Source organism: Flavobacterium cupriresistens, assembly GCF_020911925.1.
Taxonomy (GTDB): domain Bacteria; phylum Bacteroidota; class Bacteroidia; order Flavobacteriales; family Flavobacteriaceae; genus Flavobacterium; species Flavobacterium cupriresistens.
On the sequence record NZ_CP087134.1, the window covers coordinates 1,777,143 to 1,794,491 of the forward strand.

A 17,349-nucleotide genomic window follows, 5' to 3' on the forward strand; every position below is an offset into this window, starting at 1 on the left:
AAAGAACCAGTAGCATAAGCAATAAAAAAGCCCGAATAAATTAATATTCGGGCTTTTTGTATTGAAAAAATAATATATTAACCTAAAGTAACTCTTTTGAAACCTGTGATTTCAACGTTGAATCCTTTAACATAATCACTAACTTTTTTACTATCATCTTTGATAAAGTTTTGATCTAATAAAGCTTTTTCTTGATCTAAAGTAGTATTGTCAGAGATGAAACGTTGTACTTTTCCTGGGATAATTTTGTCCCAAATTTGCTCTGGTTTACCTTCAGCTTTTAATTCAGCTTTAGCATCTTCTTCAGCTTGTTTAATAACTTCTTCAGTTAATTGAGAGAAAGAAATATATTTAGGAACATTTTTTAAAGTTTTTCCTAAACGTTTTGCTTCTTCATTATCTTTTTCGATTACAGCAATACGAGCAGCAAGTTCAGATTCAACGAAAGCAGGATCAAAATCTTTGTAAGATAATGTATCAGCTCCCATAGAAGCAACTTGCATAGAGATGTCTTTAGTTAAAACTTCAGCGTTGTCAACTGATTGAGAGATTGCTGTTAATGCAGCAATTTTGTTAACGTGAACATAAGATCCAACGAAAGCACCTTCTAAAATTTCAAAACCACCGATTTCGATTTTTTCACCAATAACACCAGTTTGCTCAATTAGTTTTTCAGCAACAGTAATTCCGTTGAAATCTGAAGCTAAGAAATCTTCTTTAGAAGAAAAGTTAATAGCTCTTTCTACTAATTCTTTAGCTAAAGTTACGAAAGCTTCATTTTTACCTACGAAATCAGTTTCGCAGTTTAAAGTGATGATCGCTCCTTTAGTTTTATCAGCATTAACAAAAGAAACAGCAGCTCCTTCAGAAGACTCACGGTCAGAACGATTAGCAGCAACTTTTTGTCCTTTTTCTCTAAGGTTTTGTATCGCTTTATCGAAATCTCCTTCAGCTTCAACTAAAGCTTTTTTACAGTCCATCATTCCGGCACCTGTAGTTTGTCTTAATTTATTTACGTCTGCAGCAGTAATTGTTGCCATAATATTTTGAATTTTAATGTTAAAAGTAAAAATTCCAGCTTTTAAATCCCAAATTCCAATTTTATTAAATTATCAACATAATGTTTTTAATTTTTATTTGGATTTTGGAATTTAAAATTTGGAATTTAAAATTTGATTTATTCTTCAGTAGCAGGAGCAGCAGCTTCAACAGCTGGCGCAGCTTCTACAGCAGCAGGTGCAGCAGTAGCATCTTCTGTTGTAGCTTCAGTTTCTTTGTCAGAACCTCTGTCAGAAAGACCGTCGATTACAGCAGCAGTTACTAAAGATAAAATTTTGTCAATTGATTTAGAAGCATCATCATTTGCAGGAATAACGTAATCAACCTCTCTTGGGTCAGAATTCGTATCAACCATTGCGAAAACTGGAATGTTTAATTTTTGTGCTTCTTTTATTGCGATATGTTCTGCTTTGATATCTACTACGAACAATGCTGCAGGTAGTCTAGACATATCAGCGATTGAACCTAAGTTTTTCTCTAATTTAGCACGTAGACGATCAACTTGTAAACGCTCTTTCTTAGAAAGTGTCATGAAAGTACCGTCTTTCTTCATTTTATCAATAGAAGACATTTTTTTAACTGCCTTTCTGATAGTTACAAAGTTAGTTAGCATTCCACCAGGCCATCTTTCAGTGATGTAAGGCATGTTTGCAGCTTTTGCTTTTTCAGCAACGATGTCTTTTGCTTGTTTTTTGGTAGCTACGAATAAGATTTTTCTACCTGATGCAGCGATTTTTTTCAAAGCTTCGTTAGCTTCTTCAATTTTAGCTGCAGTTTTATATAGATTGATAATGTGAATACCATTACGCTCCATATAAATGTAAGGAGCCATATTTGGATCCCATTTTCTAGTCATGTGTCCGAAGTGAACACCTGCTTCTAGTAAGTCTTTTACTTCTATTTTGTTTGCCATTTTTGTACTAGTTTACGTTCTGTTGATTAGCAATGCATAAATGGCGGTTTCCCAGGCTTTATACATTTAGATGCTAAACTATTTCCTACCTCGGTAGGAGAGCAACAACAACTGTGTTTTTTAATTTCAATAAATAATTGATCATGTCTTGTCCCAAATGAACAAGACAGGTAATATTAACGTTTAGAGAATTGGAATCTCTTACGAGCTTTCTTCTGACCGAATTTCTTACGTTCAACCATTCTTGGATCTCTTGTTAATAAACCTTCTGGTTTAAGGATAGCTCTGTTTTCAGCATTTACTTCACACATAACGCGTGCTAATGCCATTCTTACAGCTTCTGCCTGACCAGTTGAACCACCTCCGTAAACGTTTACTTTTACATCAAAGTTGTTTACATTTTCTGTCATAGACATTGGTTGTAAAACTTTGTATTGTAAAGTTGCCGTTGGAAAGTAAGTTGCGAATTCTTTTTTGTTTACAGTGATTTTTCCTGTTCCTTCAGAAACATATACACGTGCAACAGCGGTTTTTCTTCTACCGATTTTGTGAATAACTCCCATTACTTAAGATCGTTTAGGTTAACAGTTCTAGGTTTTTGAGCTCCTTGTTTGTGCTCAGCTCCTACAACAACATTTAGATTTCTAAAAAGTTCAGCTCCTAATTTGTTCTTAGGTAACATTCCTTTTACAGCTTTCTCTACTAATAATGCAGGGTTTTTAGATTGCAATACTTTAGCAGTTAAAGTTCTTTGTCCTCCTGGGTAACCTGTATGACGCATGTAAATTTTGTCATTCATTTTTGTACCTGTAAGGTTAATTTTTTCTGAGTTGATAACAATTACGTTATCTCCACAGTCAACGTGCGGTGTGTAACTTGGTTTGTACTTACCTCTTAAGATCATTGCAACCTTTGAAGCAAGACGTCCTAAGTTATGACCCTCAGCGTCAACAACAATCCACTCTTTAGTTACAGTGGCTTTGCTAGCTGAAACTGTTTTGTAGCTTAATGCGTCCATAATATTATTTTAATTAAACATTCCATCCCCAATAAAGGGGATGCAAAAGTACAATTAATTATTTTAAAACCAAATACCTGAAAAGATTATTTTAACTCCTGATTTTCAGGAGCTATTTTTTTATCTAAAACAATAAAAAAACCATCTTTACAAAAGTACGTAAAGATGGTTTCAAGTAAGGCAGATAAAAAAGTAAATTATACTATAAAGAGGTTGGCTATATCTACAACTTGCTGTGTAGTAAGTGGTTCATCATAGGCTTCAGATCCTGCTGCGGCGCCAAATAAGGTTGATGTATTAAATCCTGCCTGCATCGTAAGACCTTCGCCATCATAGACCGCTTGTGTTGCGGCCGGCATTCCTGCACCTCTTTCACTATTGGAAATCCATCCTTTTAAACCACGCAGTCGTCTTACTTCAGACGCATGTCGTGCTTCAACAGAGTGGATTTGAAGTGCTGCTGTTAATAAATCAGGTGTAGAAATCAGATTTGCTGCCTGACCTTTGTAGGCTCTTACGCCCGTATCTTCAAATGCCTGAGCTAAAGCTAAGAAGGTCGGATAATCTCCAAAAGGATTAAAAGCGCCTCCAACTGTAAAGTCAAAAGTAGGTTTAGGGACAAAATTGGGACTCATTGTTCCACCTAAACCCGCAATTAGAAATTTTACGTGATCGGCTTCATGATCTGCAATTTGCTGAAATACTTTCAAATCACGACCGCTATTTTCTGATGCGGGAATTACTCCTGAATCTAATGCCATAGCATAAAATTCATTTTCAAGATATTCTAAAGTTAATGCAAACTGCAACGCTCCGATTGGTGTTGCCGGAGTTGGGGTTATGTCTTTTGCCATTGCTTTGTTAGCCAATGCGGATAGTCCGAATGGAATGGATGCAAATGCTAAATTTTTTCCAAGATTTCCAAATTGTGTAAAACTGTCTCTTCTTGAACCTGTGCTAGCCATAATACCCTCATTGGTAAAAGACTCTATAAATTTTAATATATTCATAATTTCTAATTTTTAAATTGGGTTATTATTTAAGGTAAATATTTAGCAGTAAATTGAGTTGTGATAAATCCGCCTGCAATGGCTAAAATTTTTGAAGGATCTTTTGCGTCATCCAATCCGGTTGTCATATTGATGATGTCATCTCCGGCAAAATCTTTAGAATTCGGATTAATTAAACTTCTGATAGCAGAGGCGTGTCTTGCTTCTACAGAAACAATTTTCCCGGCCAACAATAAGTAATCCGGATTTTTGATCAGTTTTCCTGCCCCGTTGTATGCTGCTACACCGGTATCTTCAAGTGCTTTGGCTGTAGCCAGAACATCGTTGCGACTATTAAAGTTTAAAGCGCCGTAATTAAATGCTAATGTAGGGAGTAGTTGAGAACTCGGATCTGGTAGTCCACCGGTTAAAGCAGCTTTAAAGAAATCTCTGTGTACTACTTCATGGTAATATAAATCAGTAAGGACCTGTTTTTCTATAGCATTAAAGGTGGTGTTGAAATTGGAAGCGTTTACCACTTTGGTATAAAAATCAGCCTCTAATTGTTCTAAAGCATATGCGTAGGTTAGAACGCCGAAATCTCCGGCTCCTAAATCGAATTTTCCGTTTTTGACTCCTGGTAACATATTATCTATTATAGGATCATCATTATCATTGTTGTCACTACATCCGGCCATAAGTAATCCGGCACTGGCAATAGTTAGTCCGCTTAGTTTGAGAAAATTCCTTCTGTTGTTCAATGAAGTGTCTACCTCTTGAACTCGTACTTCGTTTTTCATAATTATTACTTTTTTAAATGGTTATTAATAGGAATTGCATTTTTGCATATTAAGTTACTTACGGGCTTTCTTACAGAGTAGTTTTAAAAATTAGATTTATTTTTTATTTTTTTTATAATTCTCTTAAGACATAAGGGAAAACATGATAAGATTTTGATGTAGTCTGCGATGATTTTTGTTGTAATTTCAGTAATTCTACTATATTTGTATTAATTCCATAAAACATGATAGAATGAAAGCTAAAGCAACTTTAAAACAAATCGCAAAAGAACTCAATGTTTCTGTATCAACAGTTTCTAAAGCGCTTAATGATAGTCCTGAAATTAGTGAGCAAACAAAAATTAAGATTAAAGAATACGCGAAATTGAAAAATTACAAACCGAATGTGATTGGTTTGAATTTGAAAAATCGTAAAACAAAAACAATTGGAGTTATTATACCTAATATATTGAACTCGTTTTTTGCGAAGGTTTTTAGTGGTATCGAAAAAGTAGCAGACAAAAAAGGATATAATGTAATTACCTGTATTTCTAATGAATCTCTAGAAAAAGAAATTCATACACTGGAAATGTTGAGTAACGGAACCATTGATGGTTTTATATTATCAGTTTCAGAAGAAGCGCAAAAATTACAGGAATACAATCATTTTTCGGCAATTATAAATGATGGTACGCCAATCGTAATGTTTGATAGAATTGCAGAAGGAGTAGAATGTGATAAAGTAGTTGTAGACGATTACGATTCTGCTTTAAACTCGACACAACATTTGATTAATTTAGGTTGTAAAAATATTGCCTTAATCTCGTCTGTTGATAATTTAAGTGTTGGAAAATTAAGAGCTGACGGTTATTTGAAAGCTTTAGAAAACAATAACATTGCGATAAACGAAAAAATCATTCTCAGAACCGATTCTGAAGAGGATATGAAAAGTAAAATTGATGCTATTTTTGAACAAAAAATTGACGGAATTTTTGCTTTGGATGAAAATGATTCCGTTGCAGCTCTGCGCGTAGGATTGAAAAAAGGATACAGAGTTCCGGAAGACATTTCTATTATTGGTTTTGCAGATGGAATTTTAGCCTCAAGACGTTTATCACCAAGTTTGACAACAGTAAGCCAACACGGTATTGAGATTGGCGAAGTGGCTGCCAAAAGGTTAATCAAAAGACTCGAAGAAAACGAAGAAGAAACGTCAGATTATGAAACCATCGTAATCAAAACAGTATTAAAAGAACGGGAATCAACCCGCAAAGTATAGTTCAAAAAAAAATCCATTCAAATCGAATGGATTTTTTTTGCTTGGTACTATTTTGGGGTAGTAAAATTTTATTGTGATTGGAGCAACCAAGCTTTTATATCCTTGAAAACTTCATCCCAGTGATAAGTACTTTCGGTTTCTTTTTTATTTAAATCAAATTCTTGTTTTTCGAAATTATGACCGTAATCTGGATAAGCTTTAATTTTAATATTTTTTTTCGGGAGTAAAAAAGGGAGTAAGTCATTGTGTGCCGATCCAATATCATTTGTTCCATAAATTATCAGGATGGGATTCTTGAATTTTTTAAAGCTTTCATAACTTAAAGTTCTGTTATAGCTTGCCCAATTGGTAAAATCAATGTCGTCTTTAAATTCTTTACTGTCTTCTTCGATGTTTTTATATTCACTAGTTAATTTGTCAATTTTAATTTGACTTTCCGAGTCGTCATTGTTTTTAAAACACTGGACTCTTTCTCTTAATATGTATTCCGTTATTCTATTAAATGGATCAGCAGACATGCAAACTAATTTGGATATTTTGGTGTTGTTTGCCGCTACTTTTGCTGCTACACGATAACCTTCCGAATGACCTACAACAAAGAGAGAGTCTTTTTTAACGCTATTATTTTTAAATAAATAGTCTATAACGGTTGTGACTTGATTAACTCTATAATTTAGGTTATCATTTTTAATGTAATCATCGGGAATATTTCCTTTTTCAGTTGTATATCCTTTAGAATCTCTTTCGTAAGAACCTATTAAAGGAATTCCTTTTCTGGCAATTATTACAAAATTAAATTTTTCAAGATAAGGTTTAACGTCAAAAGGAATAGCTGAATTTACGCTTTTGTCATCATAGAAGATTATAGGTAATGGATTTGAACCTTGGATGAATAAAATCGTAGCTTTTGGTAAAATGGAGTTACTAATGGAAGTTAAAAAAGAAATGGAGTCGATTTTTGTTGTTATTACAGTTTTAGTATAACCGGCTTTCTTTAAATAATAGTCTTCCTTGTTTTGGGAAAAAGAGGTTTGAGAAAAAAGCAAAAAAAAGGCTAATACAACTGAAGATTTAAGCAGGTTCATAGTTATCTGTAAATTGGTTTATTATTTCTGCATAATTTAAAAATTCAATACCTGATTGATTTATAATCTCAAGAGGTATTTTTTTTAAAATTTCATCAAAATTCTACATACTTTTAAAGGGTGATGATTTAATTTTGTAGGATAATGTTTTCAAAAATAATAAAAATAGCGATGATCTGTATTTTTTCAACTGTTAAAAAATTAAGCAAAAAAAAACTCCATTTACTACTAGCAAATGGAGTTTTTAATATTTTATTAAATTGATAAATCTAAAATCATCAATCTAAAATCTACAATAATCTTAGTGCGCTTCCAGCCAATCTTTACCTAATCCTAATTCTACTTCTAACGGAACCGCCATTATAAAAGCGTTTTCCATTTCGTGTTTGATCATAGGCTGGATTTTTTCGAGTTCGTCATTGTGAACATCGAACACAAGCTCATCATGCACCTGAAGTAACATTTTTGATTTCCAGTTTTCTTCTTTTAATTTTTTATGAATGTTGATCATTGCAATTTTAATCACATCCGCAGCACTTCCCTGAATAGGAGCATTCACGGCATTTCGTTCTGCAGCACTTCTTACAACGGCGTTGGCAGAATTAATATCTTTTAAGTAACGGCGACGTCCTAAAATGGTTTGTACGTATCCTTTTTCACGTGCAAACTCGATTTGCTCTGAAATGTACGATCTCAATTTTGGGTATGTTTTGTAATACGCTTCAATCAAAGCAGCACTTTCGCTTCTGGATAGGGAAGTCTGATTACTCAATCCAAAAGCAGAAACACCGTAGATAATTCCGAAGTTTACTGTTTTTGCATTACTTCTTTGTTCGCGACTCACTTCATCCAAAGGAACATCAAAAACTTTAGCAGCTGTTGCTTTGTGAATGTCTTCTCCGTTTTGGAAGGCCTTGATCATGTTTTCTTCACCACTCAGAGCGGCAATAATTCGCAATTCAATTTGAGAATAATCCGCAGAAATCAAAGTGTGGTTTTCGTCACGGGCTACAAATGCTTTACGAATCTGACGACCTCTTTCGGTACGAATCGGGATATTCTGTAAGTTCGGATTATTAGAACTCAAACGGCCTGTTGCAGCAACAGTCTGCATATAATCGGTATGAACTCGTTGTGTTTTTTTGTCTACTTGTTCCGGTAAAGCCAGAATATAAGTACTCTGTAATTTTACCATTTGACGCCAATCCAGAATCTCTTTTACAATCGGATTGTCGTTGGCTAAATAAGTTAATACTTCCTCACCGGTAGCGTATTGACCTGTTTTGGTTTTCTTTTGTTTGGCACCACCAATTTTCATTTTATCAAATAAAATATCACCCAACTGTTTTGGAGAAGCCAAATTGAATTTCTCGCCCGCAGTTTCGTAAATATTTTGCTCCAAAGTTTTAATCTCAACATCCATTTCTTTAGACATTGCTTTTAAAAACTCAACATCAAGACGAATACCTTCTGTTTCCATAGCAGCCAAAACGCTTACTAACGGAATTTCGATTTCGTCAAACAGTTTTTTGGTTTCCGTTTTGTCTAACTCAGTGGTGAAGATTTCTTTCAACTGTAAGGTTACATCAGCGTCCTCGGCAGCATATTCTTTGATGTCTTCCAAAGCAACATCACGCATTGAGATTTGATTTTTACCCTTTTTACCAATTAAATCTTCAATTGGTTTTGGGGAATATTTCAAATACGTTTCTGATAGAATATCCATATTATGACGCATATCCGGATTAATCAGATAATGTGCAATCATCGTGTCAAAAAGTTTTCCTTTTACCGTAACACCATAATTAGAAAGAATTTTTAAATCGTATTTTAAATTCTGACCGATTTTTTCAATATTCTCATTTTCAAAAAACGGAATAAATTTGGTAATCAGAGCTTTTGCTTCTTCCTGATTTTCCGGAAACGGAACATAAAGTCCTTTTCCTTTTTCATAAGAAAACGAAATACCAACCAATTCCGCATGCAAAGCATCTAAACCGGTAGTTTCGGTATCAAAACAAACAGAAGTCTGTTTTTGTAAATTTTGTAAAAGTAATTTAATACCTAAATCACCTTCAATAGCCTGATAGGAGTGAGGTGTGTTTTCTAAAGTAGTATAAAAAGAAGTTCTTACAGCTTCCGGATTTTCGGCGGTATCACCGGCTCCAAAAAGATCAAACTGGTCTTCATTTTTAGGTTGCGCTTTCTTGTATAATTTGGCATCAGGAGTTGTTTCTGTAGTTTGTGCTCCACCTGTTTTAAACAAATTATCAAATTGTTCCGCCATTCTTCGGAATTCTAATTCCTGAAAAATAGCATCTGTTTTTTCGATATCGGGACGTGTTAACTCGTAGTCATTTTCGTCAAAAGTAACCGGGCAGTCCAATAAAATAGTGGCTAAAGTTTTAGAGAGTAATCCCTTTTCTTTGTTGGCCTCGATGTTCTCTTTCATTTTTCCTTTCAGCTTGTCGGTATTAGCCAAAAGGTTTTCCATTGTACCAAATTCTTTTAAAAACTTTTTAGCCGTTACTTCACCAACACCCGGAAGTCCCGGGATATTATCGGCAGCATCACCCATCATTCCAAGGAAATCAATTACCTGTTCCGGTCTTTCGATTTCAAATTTTGCCAAAACTTCCGGAACACCCCAAATTTCAATTCCGTTACCCATTCGGGCCGGTTTGTACATGAAGATGTTTTCAGAAACCAATTGGGCAAAATCCTTATCGGGAGTTACCATAAAAACTTTGTAATTCTGTTTTTCGGCTTGTTTGGCAATCGTTCCAATTAAATCATCGGCTTCAAAACCTGCCACTTCAATAATAGGAATATGCATGGCTTTTAGTAATTCGCAGATATAAGGCACTGCAATTTTTATAGCTTCCGGTGTTACATCGCGATTGGCTTTGTATTCAGGGAATATCTCGTTACGAAGTGCACTTCCTCCTTTATCGAAAGCAACAGCCAGATGATCCGGTTTTTCTCTTCTAATAACATCCAAAAGGGAATTCATGAAGCCCATAATGGCGGACGTATCCATTCCTTTGGAGTTGATTCTTGGGTTTTTTATGAAGGCATAATAACCACGGAATATTAAAGCGTAAGCATCAAGTAAAAAAAGGCGTTTTTGTGACGACATAAGTACAATTTATCAATTCAATTTTCAAAGTTACGAATATCACTATAATATTAAGTTAGAAATTGCTTTGTTATTTGTTAATCCTAAATAGTAGAAGGAAGGATTGTTGGTTTTCGGAAACTTTAAAGCCTTGAAAACCAAAAGGTTTTTTTTGTCGTAGATAATTAATTAAAACACTACATTATGAAAGATACCTTACTTACGCCGAGATCCTTTTTATTGATGGGATTAATGTCATTTTTTGGAGCCTGTTCTAATGATGACGATAGAACTCCAGTGCAGCAACCAGAACCCGTGCCAATGCCAAGTACAGCACCTCCGGTAGATTTTACTGCCTTGTCCAATGATAATAAAGTCTTTTATTTTAATGCTAAAGATTTAAAAATGCCCATTCGTTCCTATACGATAACAGGATTGCAGTCAGGTGAAAGTATCCTGAGTATTGACTACAGACCGGCAACGGGACAATTGTATGGTTTAGGGTCTACAAGCAGATTGTATAGTATAAATGAAAATTCAGGATTAGCGACACCCCTTGGGGCGGCTTCTTTTTCTCCTGCGATCGAAGGAACGTCCTCTTCTATAGATTTTAATCCAACGGTTGATCGTGTGCGTTTGATTTCTAATAATGGAAAAAACCTGAGATTACATCCCGAACTCGGAACTGTTGTGTCAACAGACGGAAATCTCAATGGAGTTGCAAGCACTCAGGTTGATGCCATTGCTTATACGAATAGTTTCTCCGGAAGTACAACAACCCAATTATTTGATATTGATTACACGACGGACAAACTATACCTGCAGAATCCGCCAAATGATGGGAAACTTCAGGAAGTAGGAAGTTTAAAAGTAGATTTTTCAGGAACTGGAGGGTTTGATATACAGCCGGATTCTAATTTAGGAATCGCGGTTAACAATAAAAGCAGTGAATCCAGACTTTATACGATTAATTTAACGAATGGAGAGGCTGTTTGGGTTGGCACTTTTACACAGCAAATTGTTGAAGTTGCATTTAAATCAAAACCTATTGCTTATGCCACAAGCGCAACAAATTCTTTATACCGATTAAATCCCGTTACAGGAACTTCCAATTCGGTTGCTTTGATGGGGATGAATAGTAGTGAGGAAGTAGTAGGGTTGGATTTCAGACCTTCAAACGGAGCTCTTTATGCGCTGACCAATCAAAACAGGTTGCTAACGGTTAATACTTCAAACGGTCAGGTAACAGCGGTTGGCTCCGTATTATCGCCGATATTGTCAGGACAGAATTTCGGATTTGATTTTAATCCAACCGTAGACCGAATAAGGTTGGTGAGTAATTTGGGACAAAATCTTCGTTTGAATCCTGACACAGGAGCAGTTGTGGGTACAGATAGTTTTCTGAATCCGGGTACACCCTCTGTTTCGGCAGCAGCTTATACCAATAATTTTGCACAGGCTTCCTCGACACAGTTGTTTGTAATTGATTCAGGAAATAATAATTTGTACCTACAAACCCCTCCAAATAATGGGACTTTGGTGCCAGTGGGAGCTTTGGGGGTAACAACTACAGGAATGAATGGTTTTGATATAGGAGGAAATAGCGGTGAAGCGTTTGCTATATTAACGGTTAGTACTACACAATCTATTTACAAAATAAACCTGACAACCGGTGCCGCAACAAAAACGGTTGATTTTTCTCCGGCCGTCACTTCAATGACTTTAGGATTAGGTTTTTAAAAGGATAGCGAAAATTGATATAGAAGAAGCGGCTGGAGCATTTCAGCCGCTTTTTTATAAATTAAAGTTAAAATTTTTTAGTGGTCTCGTTTCTTCATTTTCTCTTCATTTTCTCGAAGTAAATTTGATCTGTAATTAAAAAGGTTATTAATTCAAAATTATAGAAATCATGAGAAATTTTTTAATGTTACTCGTAGCAATTTTAGGAACAACAGCAATGGTAAATGCTTTTCCTCCTGTAAAAGTGGGACCTGCTAAAGAAATTAAAGCAACTCCGGCAAAAGAGACAAAAGCAACCAAACATCCAAAACACAAAACGGATAAAAAAGCGAAATCTACTAAAAAAGAAGCTCCGAAATCAGAAACAGCAAACATGAAAAAATAAAAGTTGTTTTTGTTTTGCTTTTTAAGGATTGTAAGGGAGGCAAAACAGAAAGGATAATTATGGAGAAAGCTGATGAAGAAATTTGTCAGCTTTTTTTATTCGTTAATTTTTTTAAATAATAAGGAGCTAATTTTTTCATAATTGCTTAAATTTAGTTGCTTTTAGAACTTTGAACTATGAATATTTTAATTGTTGAGGATAATAAAGAACTTGCCGTAGAGGTCTATGATTTTTTATGCAATGGCGGTTATGTCTGTAAAGTGGTTCATAATTGTGCGGATGCATTAGAGGAAATCGGCTGTAATGAGTACGATGCCATGCTGTTAGATCTTGGTTTGCCGGACGGAGATGGCTTCGAAATTCTGACAGCGGTGCGCAAAACAAAATCCAAAATGGCAGTTATTGTCATTACGGCTCGTGGAGAATTAGACGACAGAATAAATGGTTTGCATTTGGGTGCCGATGATTATCTGACCAAACCTTTTGCTTTAACAGAACTGAGTGCACGTCTTTATGCGGTGATCAGGAGAATGCATGGTTTTACTTTAAACGATTTAGTAGTGCATGGTTTTTCACTGCAATTGCAGGATTATAAAGTAAGTTATGACGCTATCCCGATCAATCTGACCAAAAAAGAATTTGATATTTTTCAGTATTTGGTACTGAATAAAAATCGGGTCATTACCAGATTGCAATTAACGGAGCACATTTGGGGAGATATACTGGAGGTAAATTCAGACTCGAATTTTATTGATGTCCACGTTCGAAATCTTAGAAAAAAATTAGACAAACATACCGATATTAGCTGGTTTGAAACCGTTAGAAATGTCGGATATCGAATTAATGTTTAAAAAGTAACGACTTTGAAAATAAAACACCAATTGGCTATTTTTAACGCACTGTCAAGATTATTGCTGATCTTTATTTTGTGGTTAATGTTGCCTATTTTGGTCGAGAAAGTAGTTTATAGGCACATCAACAATAGTTTAGTCGAAAAGGAGAAAAAATTCCTGGATCATTTGGACAAGGAAGAAATCAACAATTTTATCCAGAATACGGGCGATACCGCAGATACGTATTCGCAGTTTTCAACTTTGCACAGCGAATTTCTGGTGCTTTCAAGAACCACAACGAAATCCCATCAAAAGAAAACGACTTTCAGTAATGCTTACAGGGTGATCGAAGGCGAAGAAAATGAATATCGAATTCTACAGCATCATTTTACCTATGCCAATGAAAATTATAAACTGGAGATTGGAAGCAGTCTTGCCGAAATAAAAGACCTTACTTTTATCATCCGGTTCTTTATTATTATTGTGTTTGTGATCATTCTTTTAATTACTTTTTTAGCAGATACTTTTTTTATTGAATATTTATTGAAGCCTTTTTATAAAATTATCGATACCAAAATCAGGCGGGTCAATGAACCCGAAGCTTTTGATCATACACCGATAAAAGCAACATCGCGTGATTTCAGAGAACTTGATTTTGTTCTGAATCAAATGATGGATCGTATTGCGGAACTTTTTAAAAAAGAAAAACAATTTATTTCTAATGTTTCCCACGAGTTACTTACGCCCATTGCACTGCTCAAAAATAAGTTCGAAAACCTGTTGCAAAATGAGTCCTTAGATGATCTGGCGGTTGATAAAATTGCGGGTTCGCTCAGAACTTTAGATATGCTCAAAAAGATCATCAATAATCTGTTGCTGATTTCCCGAATAGAAAACAATCAGTATGCAACAGACGAAGCAATTCATTTTGGTGAAATTGTAAATGATATGCAGGAAGATCTTCAAGACAGAATTGAAGACAAAGAGATTCATTTTTCGAATGAAATGCAGCATGATTTTAGTTTTAAAGGAAATAAAACCCTGATTCATATTCTGATCTACAATTTAATAACGAACGCAATTAAATACAATAAAGAAAAAGGAGAAATCATTGTTTCCGACGGATTCTTGAACGGGCAGTATTTTATCTCCATCAAAGATTCCGGCATTGGTATGGATGCCTCTCAGATTGAAAAAGTATTTAACAGATTTACCCGAATCAGTTCAGATCAGGATGGGCAAGGGTTGGGGCTTGCTATTGCAAAAAGTATTGCTTCTTTTCATCATATAGAAATCGGTGTTGTTTCAGAAATTAATGCCGGAACAACTTTTAAACTTTTACTGCCTGAGACTGCAAAACTTAATTAAAAGTTAATTTTTTTTAACACTACAAATCTTCATTTAAACTTCATTTAGTGATTATATCTTTGGTCTATAAATAATCAAATAATAATAATCTATAAATTTAAAGTCATGAGAAAATTAGCAATTTTAGCAGTAGCAGTTTTAGGAACAGTAGGAATGGTAAACGCTCAAACAACCCCAGCTCAAACAGCTCCGGTAAAAGAAGCAAAAGCGCCTAAAAAAGACAAAAAAGCAGATAAAAAAGCGAAAAAAACAGAAGCTAAACCAGCAGCGTCTAAAACAGAAATGAAATAATAATAAGTCGTTTTTATTGTAATTTCATGGCTTTTGGTTTGGTTTGTGAAATGGTTAATAGGGATAAATTTTAAGTAGATTAAAAGGCTGGCAAAGAAATTTGTCGGCCTTTTGATTTATATTTGAGTTAAATTTTTGATAATAAAAAGCAATAAAAAATCCATTCTTTGTTACTTTGCTTAGAACTATAACTAATGATCATTCGTTTTGTAATTCTTTGCGCTCTTTTTTTATTTATTGAGTTCTATTCTTACCAAGCCATCCGTACTTTAATTAAATTAAGATGGGTTTTGGTTAGTTATCAAATTATAAGTTTACTGCTTTTAATTTTTATCATTTACTCTTTTTCGCAGGTAGATCGTTCCGTTGGACAAACGAAGCAATTCATGTTTACAACAGGCCTGATGTTGTTGATTTATGTGCCTAAAATTGTAATTACGTTGGTTTTATTAGGAGAAGACGTTTTTAGATTAGGTGCAGGAGCTGTTAATTATTTTGTGGAAAATTCAAATGAGACAAATATTCTTCCCTCGAGGCGGAAATTCATCAGTCAGATTGGTTTAGGGTTGGCAGCAGTTCCTTTTCTGTCTTTGATTTATGGAATTTTCGAAGGAAAGTATAATTATAAAGTAATCAAACAGACCATCTTTTTTCCGGATCTTCCGGAGGCTTTTGATGGTTTTAAGATCACTCAGATTTCAGATGTACACAGCGGAAGTTTTGACAATCCTGAGAAAATCAGCTATGCGGTTGATCTGATCAATGAGCAAGAAGCAGATATGATTTTGTTTACAGGCGATATTGTGAACACCCATGCAACAGAAATGCATCCCTGGCTGGAGACTTTTAATAAAATAAAAAGTTACAAATACGGGAAATTTTCGGTTTTAGGAAATCATGATTACGGGGAGTACGTGACTTGGCCTTCTGAAAAAGAAAAGGACGAGAATTTTCATGCGATAAAAGAATTATACAACCAGATCGGATTTAAACTTTTGCTGAATGAGCACACTTTTATTCAGAAAGGGGACGATAGGATCGCTTTAGTTGGTGTTGAGAATTGGGGAAAGAATTTTAAAAAAGCAGGCGATTTGAACAAAGCTTCACAGCACGTAGATCAAAACGATTTTAAAGTCCTGATGAGTCATGATCCAAGCCATTGGGAATATGAAATAAAGAATCATCCGAAAAACTTTCATTTAACACTGTCAGGTCATACACATGGCATGCAGTTTGGTATTGAAATACCGGGATATTTTAAATGGAGTTTAGCACAGTACATTTATAAACAATGGGCTGGCTTATATGAAGAGGTAGGCAGGTATGTTTATGTGAACCGCGGTTTTGGTTTTCACGCTTATCCCGGAAGAGTGGGTATCATGCCGGAAATAACGGTCATTGAACTAAAAAAAGGTAACAATGTCGCTTAGTTAAGTAAAAATGCTACATTTGTAAAATATTTATCTCTTTTTAGTAGATTTAAAAAAATTAAATTTTTGGTTTTATGTCAAAATTTGGAGAACTAATAAATGCTCAGGTCCCTGTGTTAATCGATTTTTACACAGATTGGAATGAATCGTCAGTTTCTATGCATCCTGTTATTAAGGATGTTGCCGCTGCGCTTGGTGATAAGGCCAAAGTAATCAAAATTGATGTAGATAAAAATCAGGAACTGGCGGAGGCACTTCGTATAAAAGGACTTCCGACTTTGATGATCTATAAAGAAGGTCAGATGATTTGGAGGCAGTCAGGTGAGCTTGATGCAAATACTATCATTGGTATTGTGCAGGAACAATTCGATATGTAATACTACACACGGTTTGCTGTTATTTAGTGAATAATATCAAACGTATATCCATTTTCTTTTAAAAAATGCAAGGTTTTAGGCAAGGCGAATTTTAAATTCGGTGAAGCCTTTATGCTGTCATGAAATACAATCACACTTCCTGACTTTACATTTTTCGTAACATTCTCCAAACATTTTTGAGGAGTAATAGAACGGTCAAAATCAGCACTCAGAACATCCCACATTACTATTTTGTAGCCTAGTTTGCGTAGAATTTTAGATTGCGCTTTTTTGATTTTCCCGTAAGGAGGACGAAAAAGCAGACGACTACCTGTTTTTTCCTGTTCTTCTAATACGTGTGCGCAATTTTTAACATTTTCGATATAATCATTCGTGTGAATTTTCCATCCGTTTACGTGGTTCATCGTGTGATTTCCAATGGAGTGTCCTTCTGTGATCAATTTCTCAAATAGCGACAAATTTGCTTTTATGTTTTTTCCGATACAGAAAAAAGTGGCTTTGGCATCAAACTTTTTCAACTCAGATAAAACCCAATCTGTAATCTCCGGAGTAGGGCCGTCGTCAAAGGTGAGGTATATCTTCTTTTCGTTGTTGGGAATGTCCCAGCAATATTTAGAAAATACCCTTTTTATAAATGAATTTGTTTTTACCCAATAAAAGCTCATCGTAAAATGATTTAGAGATA

General features: G+C 34.8%; 17 protein-coding genes. 8 read left to right on the forward strand and 9 right to left on the reverse strand.

From position 1 onward, the window contains the following. Nucleotides 1–77: 77 nt before the first annotated feature. From tsf to LNP23_RS07935, 6 genes are all read right to left on the reverse strand, one after another. Nucleotides 78–1,040 (reverse strand): translation elongation factor Ts, encoded by a 963-nt coding sequence (gene tsf, locus LNP23_RS07910; RefSeq protein ID WP_047773047.1) that lies wholly within the window; start codon nt 1,038–1,040, stop codon nt 78–80. A gap of 137 nt (nt 1,041–1,177) precedes the next feature. Further along, complete coding sequence (gene rpsB, locus LNP23_RS07915) at nt 1,178–1,972, reverse strand: 30S ribosomal protein S2 (protein WP_047773049.1); 795 nt, start codon at nt 1,970–1,972, stop codon at nt 1,178–1,180. 176 nt (nt 1,973–2,148) lie between these two features. Further along, nucleotides 2,149–2,535, reverse strand: a complete 387-nt coding sequence (gene rpsI, locus LNP23_RS07920; RefSeq protein WP_007808909.1) for a 30S ribosomal protein S9 — start codon at nt 2,533–2,535, stop codon at nt 2,149–2,151. Continuing rightward, the gene (rplM, locus tag LNP23_RS07925; protein ID WP_047773051.1) at nt 2,535–2,990 is read right to left on the reverse strand and encodes a 50S ribosomal protein L13; all 456 of its coding nucleotides are present in this window, start codon (nt 2,988–2,990) and stop codon (nt 2,535–2,537) included. The genes rpsI and rplM overlap by 1 nt, the downstream gene beginning before the upstream one ends. A gap of 197 nt (nt 2,991–3,187) precedes the next feature. Further along, complete coding sequence (locus tag LNP23_RS07930) at nt 3,188–4,000, reverse strand: ferritin-like domain-containing protein (protein ID WP_047773053.1); 813 nt, start codon at nt 3,998–4,000, stop codon at nt 3,188–3,190. A gap of 29 nt (nt 4,001–4,029) precedes the next feature. Next, nucleotides 4,030–4,779: a ferritin-like domain-containing protein gene (locus LNP23_RS07935; RefSeq protein ID WP_047773054.1), complete on the reverse strand. Its 750-nt coding sequence runs from the start codon at nt 4,777–4,779 to the stop codon at nt 4,030–4,032. 232 nt (nt 4,780–5,011) lie between these two features. Between LNP23_RS07935 and LNP23_RS07940 the strand changes: the two genes are divergently transcribed. Beyond that, a complete protein-coding gene (locus LNP23_RS07940) occupies nt 5,012–6,037 on the forward strand; it encodes a LacI family DNA-binding transcriptional regulator (protein ID WP_047773056.1) in 1,026 nt (341 codons plus the stop codon). Between the two features lie 68 nt (nt 6,038–6,105). Here LNP23_RS07940 and LNP23_RS07945 read toward each other — a convergent pair whose 3' ends face one another. Both LNP23_RS07945 and polA read right to left on the reverse strand, forming a co-directional pair. Then, entirely contained in the window at nt 6,106–7,122 is a 1,017-nt protein-coding gene (locus LNP23_RS07945; RefSeq protein ID WP_230004506.1) for an alpha/beta hydrolase, read from the reverse strand. Nucleotides 7,123–7,423: 301 nt separating this feature from the next. Continuing rightward, on the reverse strand, nt 7,424–10,261 hold the full coding sequence (gene polA / locus LNP23_RS07950) for a DNA polymerase I (protein ID WP_230004507.1): 2,838 nt from the start codon (nt 10,259–10,261) through the stop codon (nt 7,424–7,426). A 183-nt stretch (nt 10,262–10,444) separates the two neighbouring features. Between polA and LNP23_RS07955 the strand changes: the two genes are divergently transcribed. From LNP23_RS07955 to LNP23_RS07985, 7 genes are all read left to right on the forward strand, one after another. Continuing rightward, nucleotides 10,445–11,980, forward strand: a complete 1,536-nt coding sequence (locus LNP23_RS07955) for a DUF4394 domain-containing protein (RefSeq protein ID WP_230004508.1) — start codon at nt 10,445–10,447, stop codon at nt 11,978–11,980. 169 nt (nt 11,981–12,149) lie between these two features. Then, complete coding sequence (locus tag LNP23_RS07960; RefSeq protein ID WP_047773064.1) at nt 12,150–12,365, forward strand: hypothetical protein; 216 nt, start codon at nt 12,150–12,152, stop codon at nt 12,363–12,365. Nucleotides 12,366–12,541: 176 nt separating this feature from the next. After that, on the forward strand, nt 12,542–13,216 hold the full coding sequence (locus LNP23_RS07965; RefSeq protein WP_047773066.1) for a response regulator transcription factor: 675 nt from the start codon (nt 12,542–12,544) through the stop codon (nt 13,214–13,216). Between the two features lie 12 nt (nt 13,217–13,228). Then, nucleotides 13,229–14,566, forward strand: a complete 1,338-nt coding sequence (locus tag LNP23_RS07970) for a sensor histidine kinase (protein WP_230004509.1) — start codon at nt 13,229–13,231, stop codon at nt 14,564–14,566. 105 nt (nt 14,567–14,671) lie between these two features. Then, on the forward strand, nt 14,672–14,857 hold the full coding sequence (locus LNP23_RS07975; protein ID WP_230004510.1) for a hypothetical protein: 186 nt from the start codon (nt 14,672–14,674) through the stop codon (nt 14,855–14,857). A gap of 194 nt (nt 14,858–15,051) precedes the next feature. Beyond that, on the forward strand, nt 15,052–16,287 hold the full coding sequence (locus tag LNP23_RS07980) for a metallophosphoesterase (RefSeq protein ID WP_230004511.1): 1,236 nt from the start codon (nt 15,052–15,054) through the stop codon (nt 16,285–16,287). A gap of 74 nt (nt 16,288–16,361) precedes the next feature. Further along, nucleotides 16,362–16,664: a thioredoxin family protein gene (locus tag LNP23_RS07985; protein WP_047773070.1), complete on the forward strand. Its 303-nt coding sequence runs from the start codon at nt 16,362–16,364 to the stop codon at nt 16,662–16,664. 23 nt (nt 16,665–16,687) lie between these two features. Here LNP23_RS07985 and LNP23_RS07990 read toward each other — a convergent pair whose 3' ends face one another. Further along, complete coding sequence (locus tag LNP23_RS07990) at nt 16,688–17,329, reverse strand: polysaccharide deacetylase family protein (RefSeq protein WP_047773072.1); 642 nt, start codon at nt 17,327–17,329, stop codon at nt 16,688–16,690. Nucleotides 17,330–17,349: the final 20 nt, after the last annotated feature.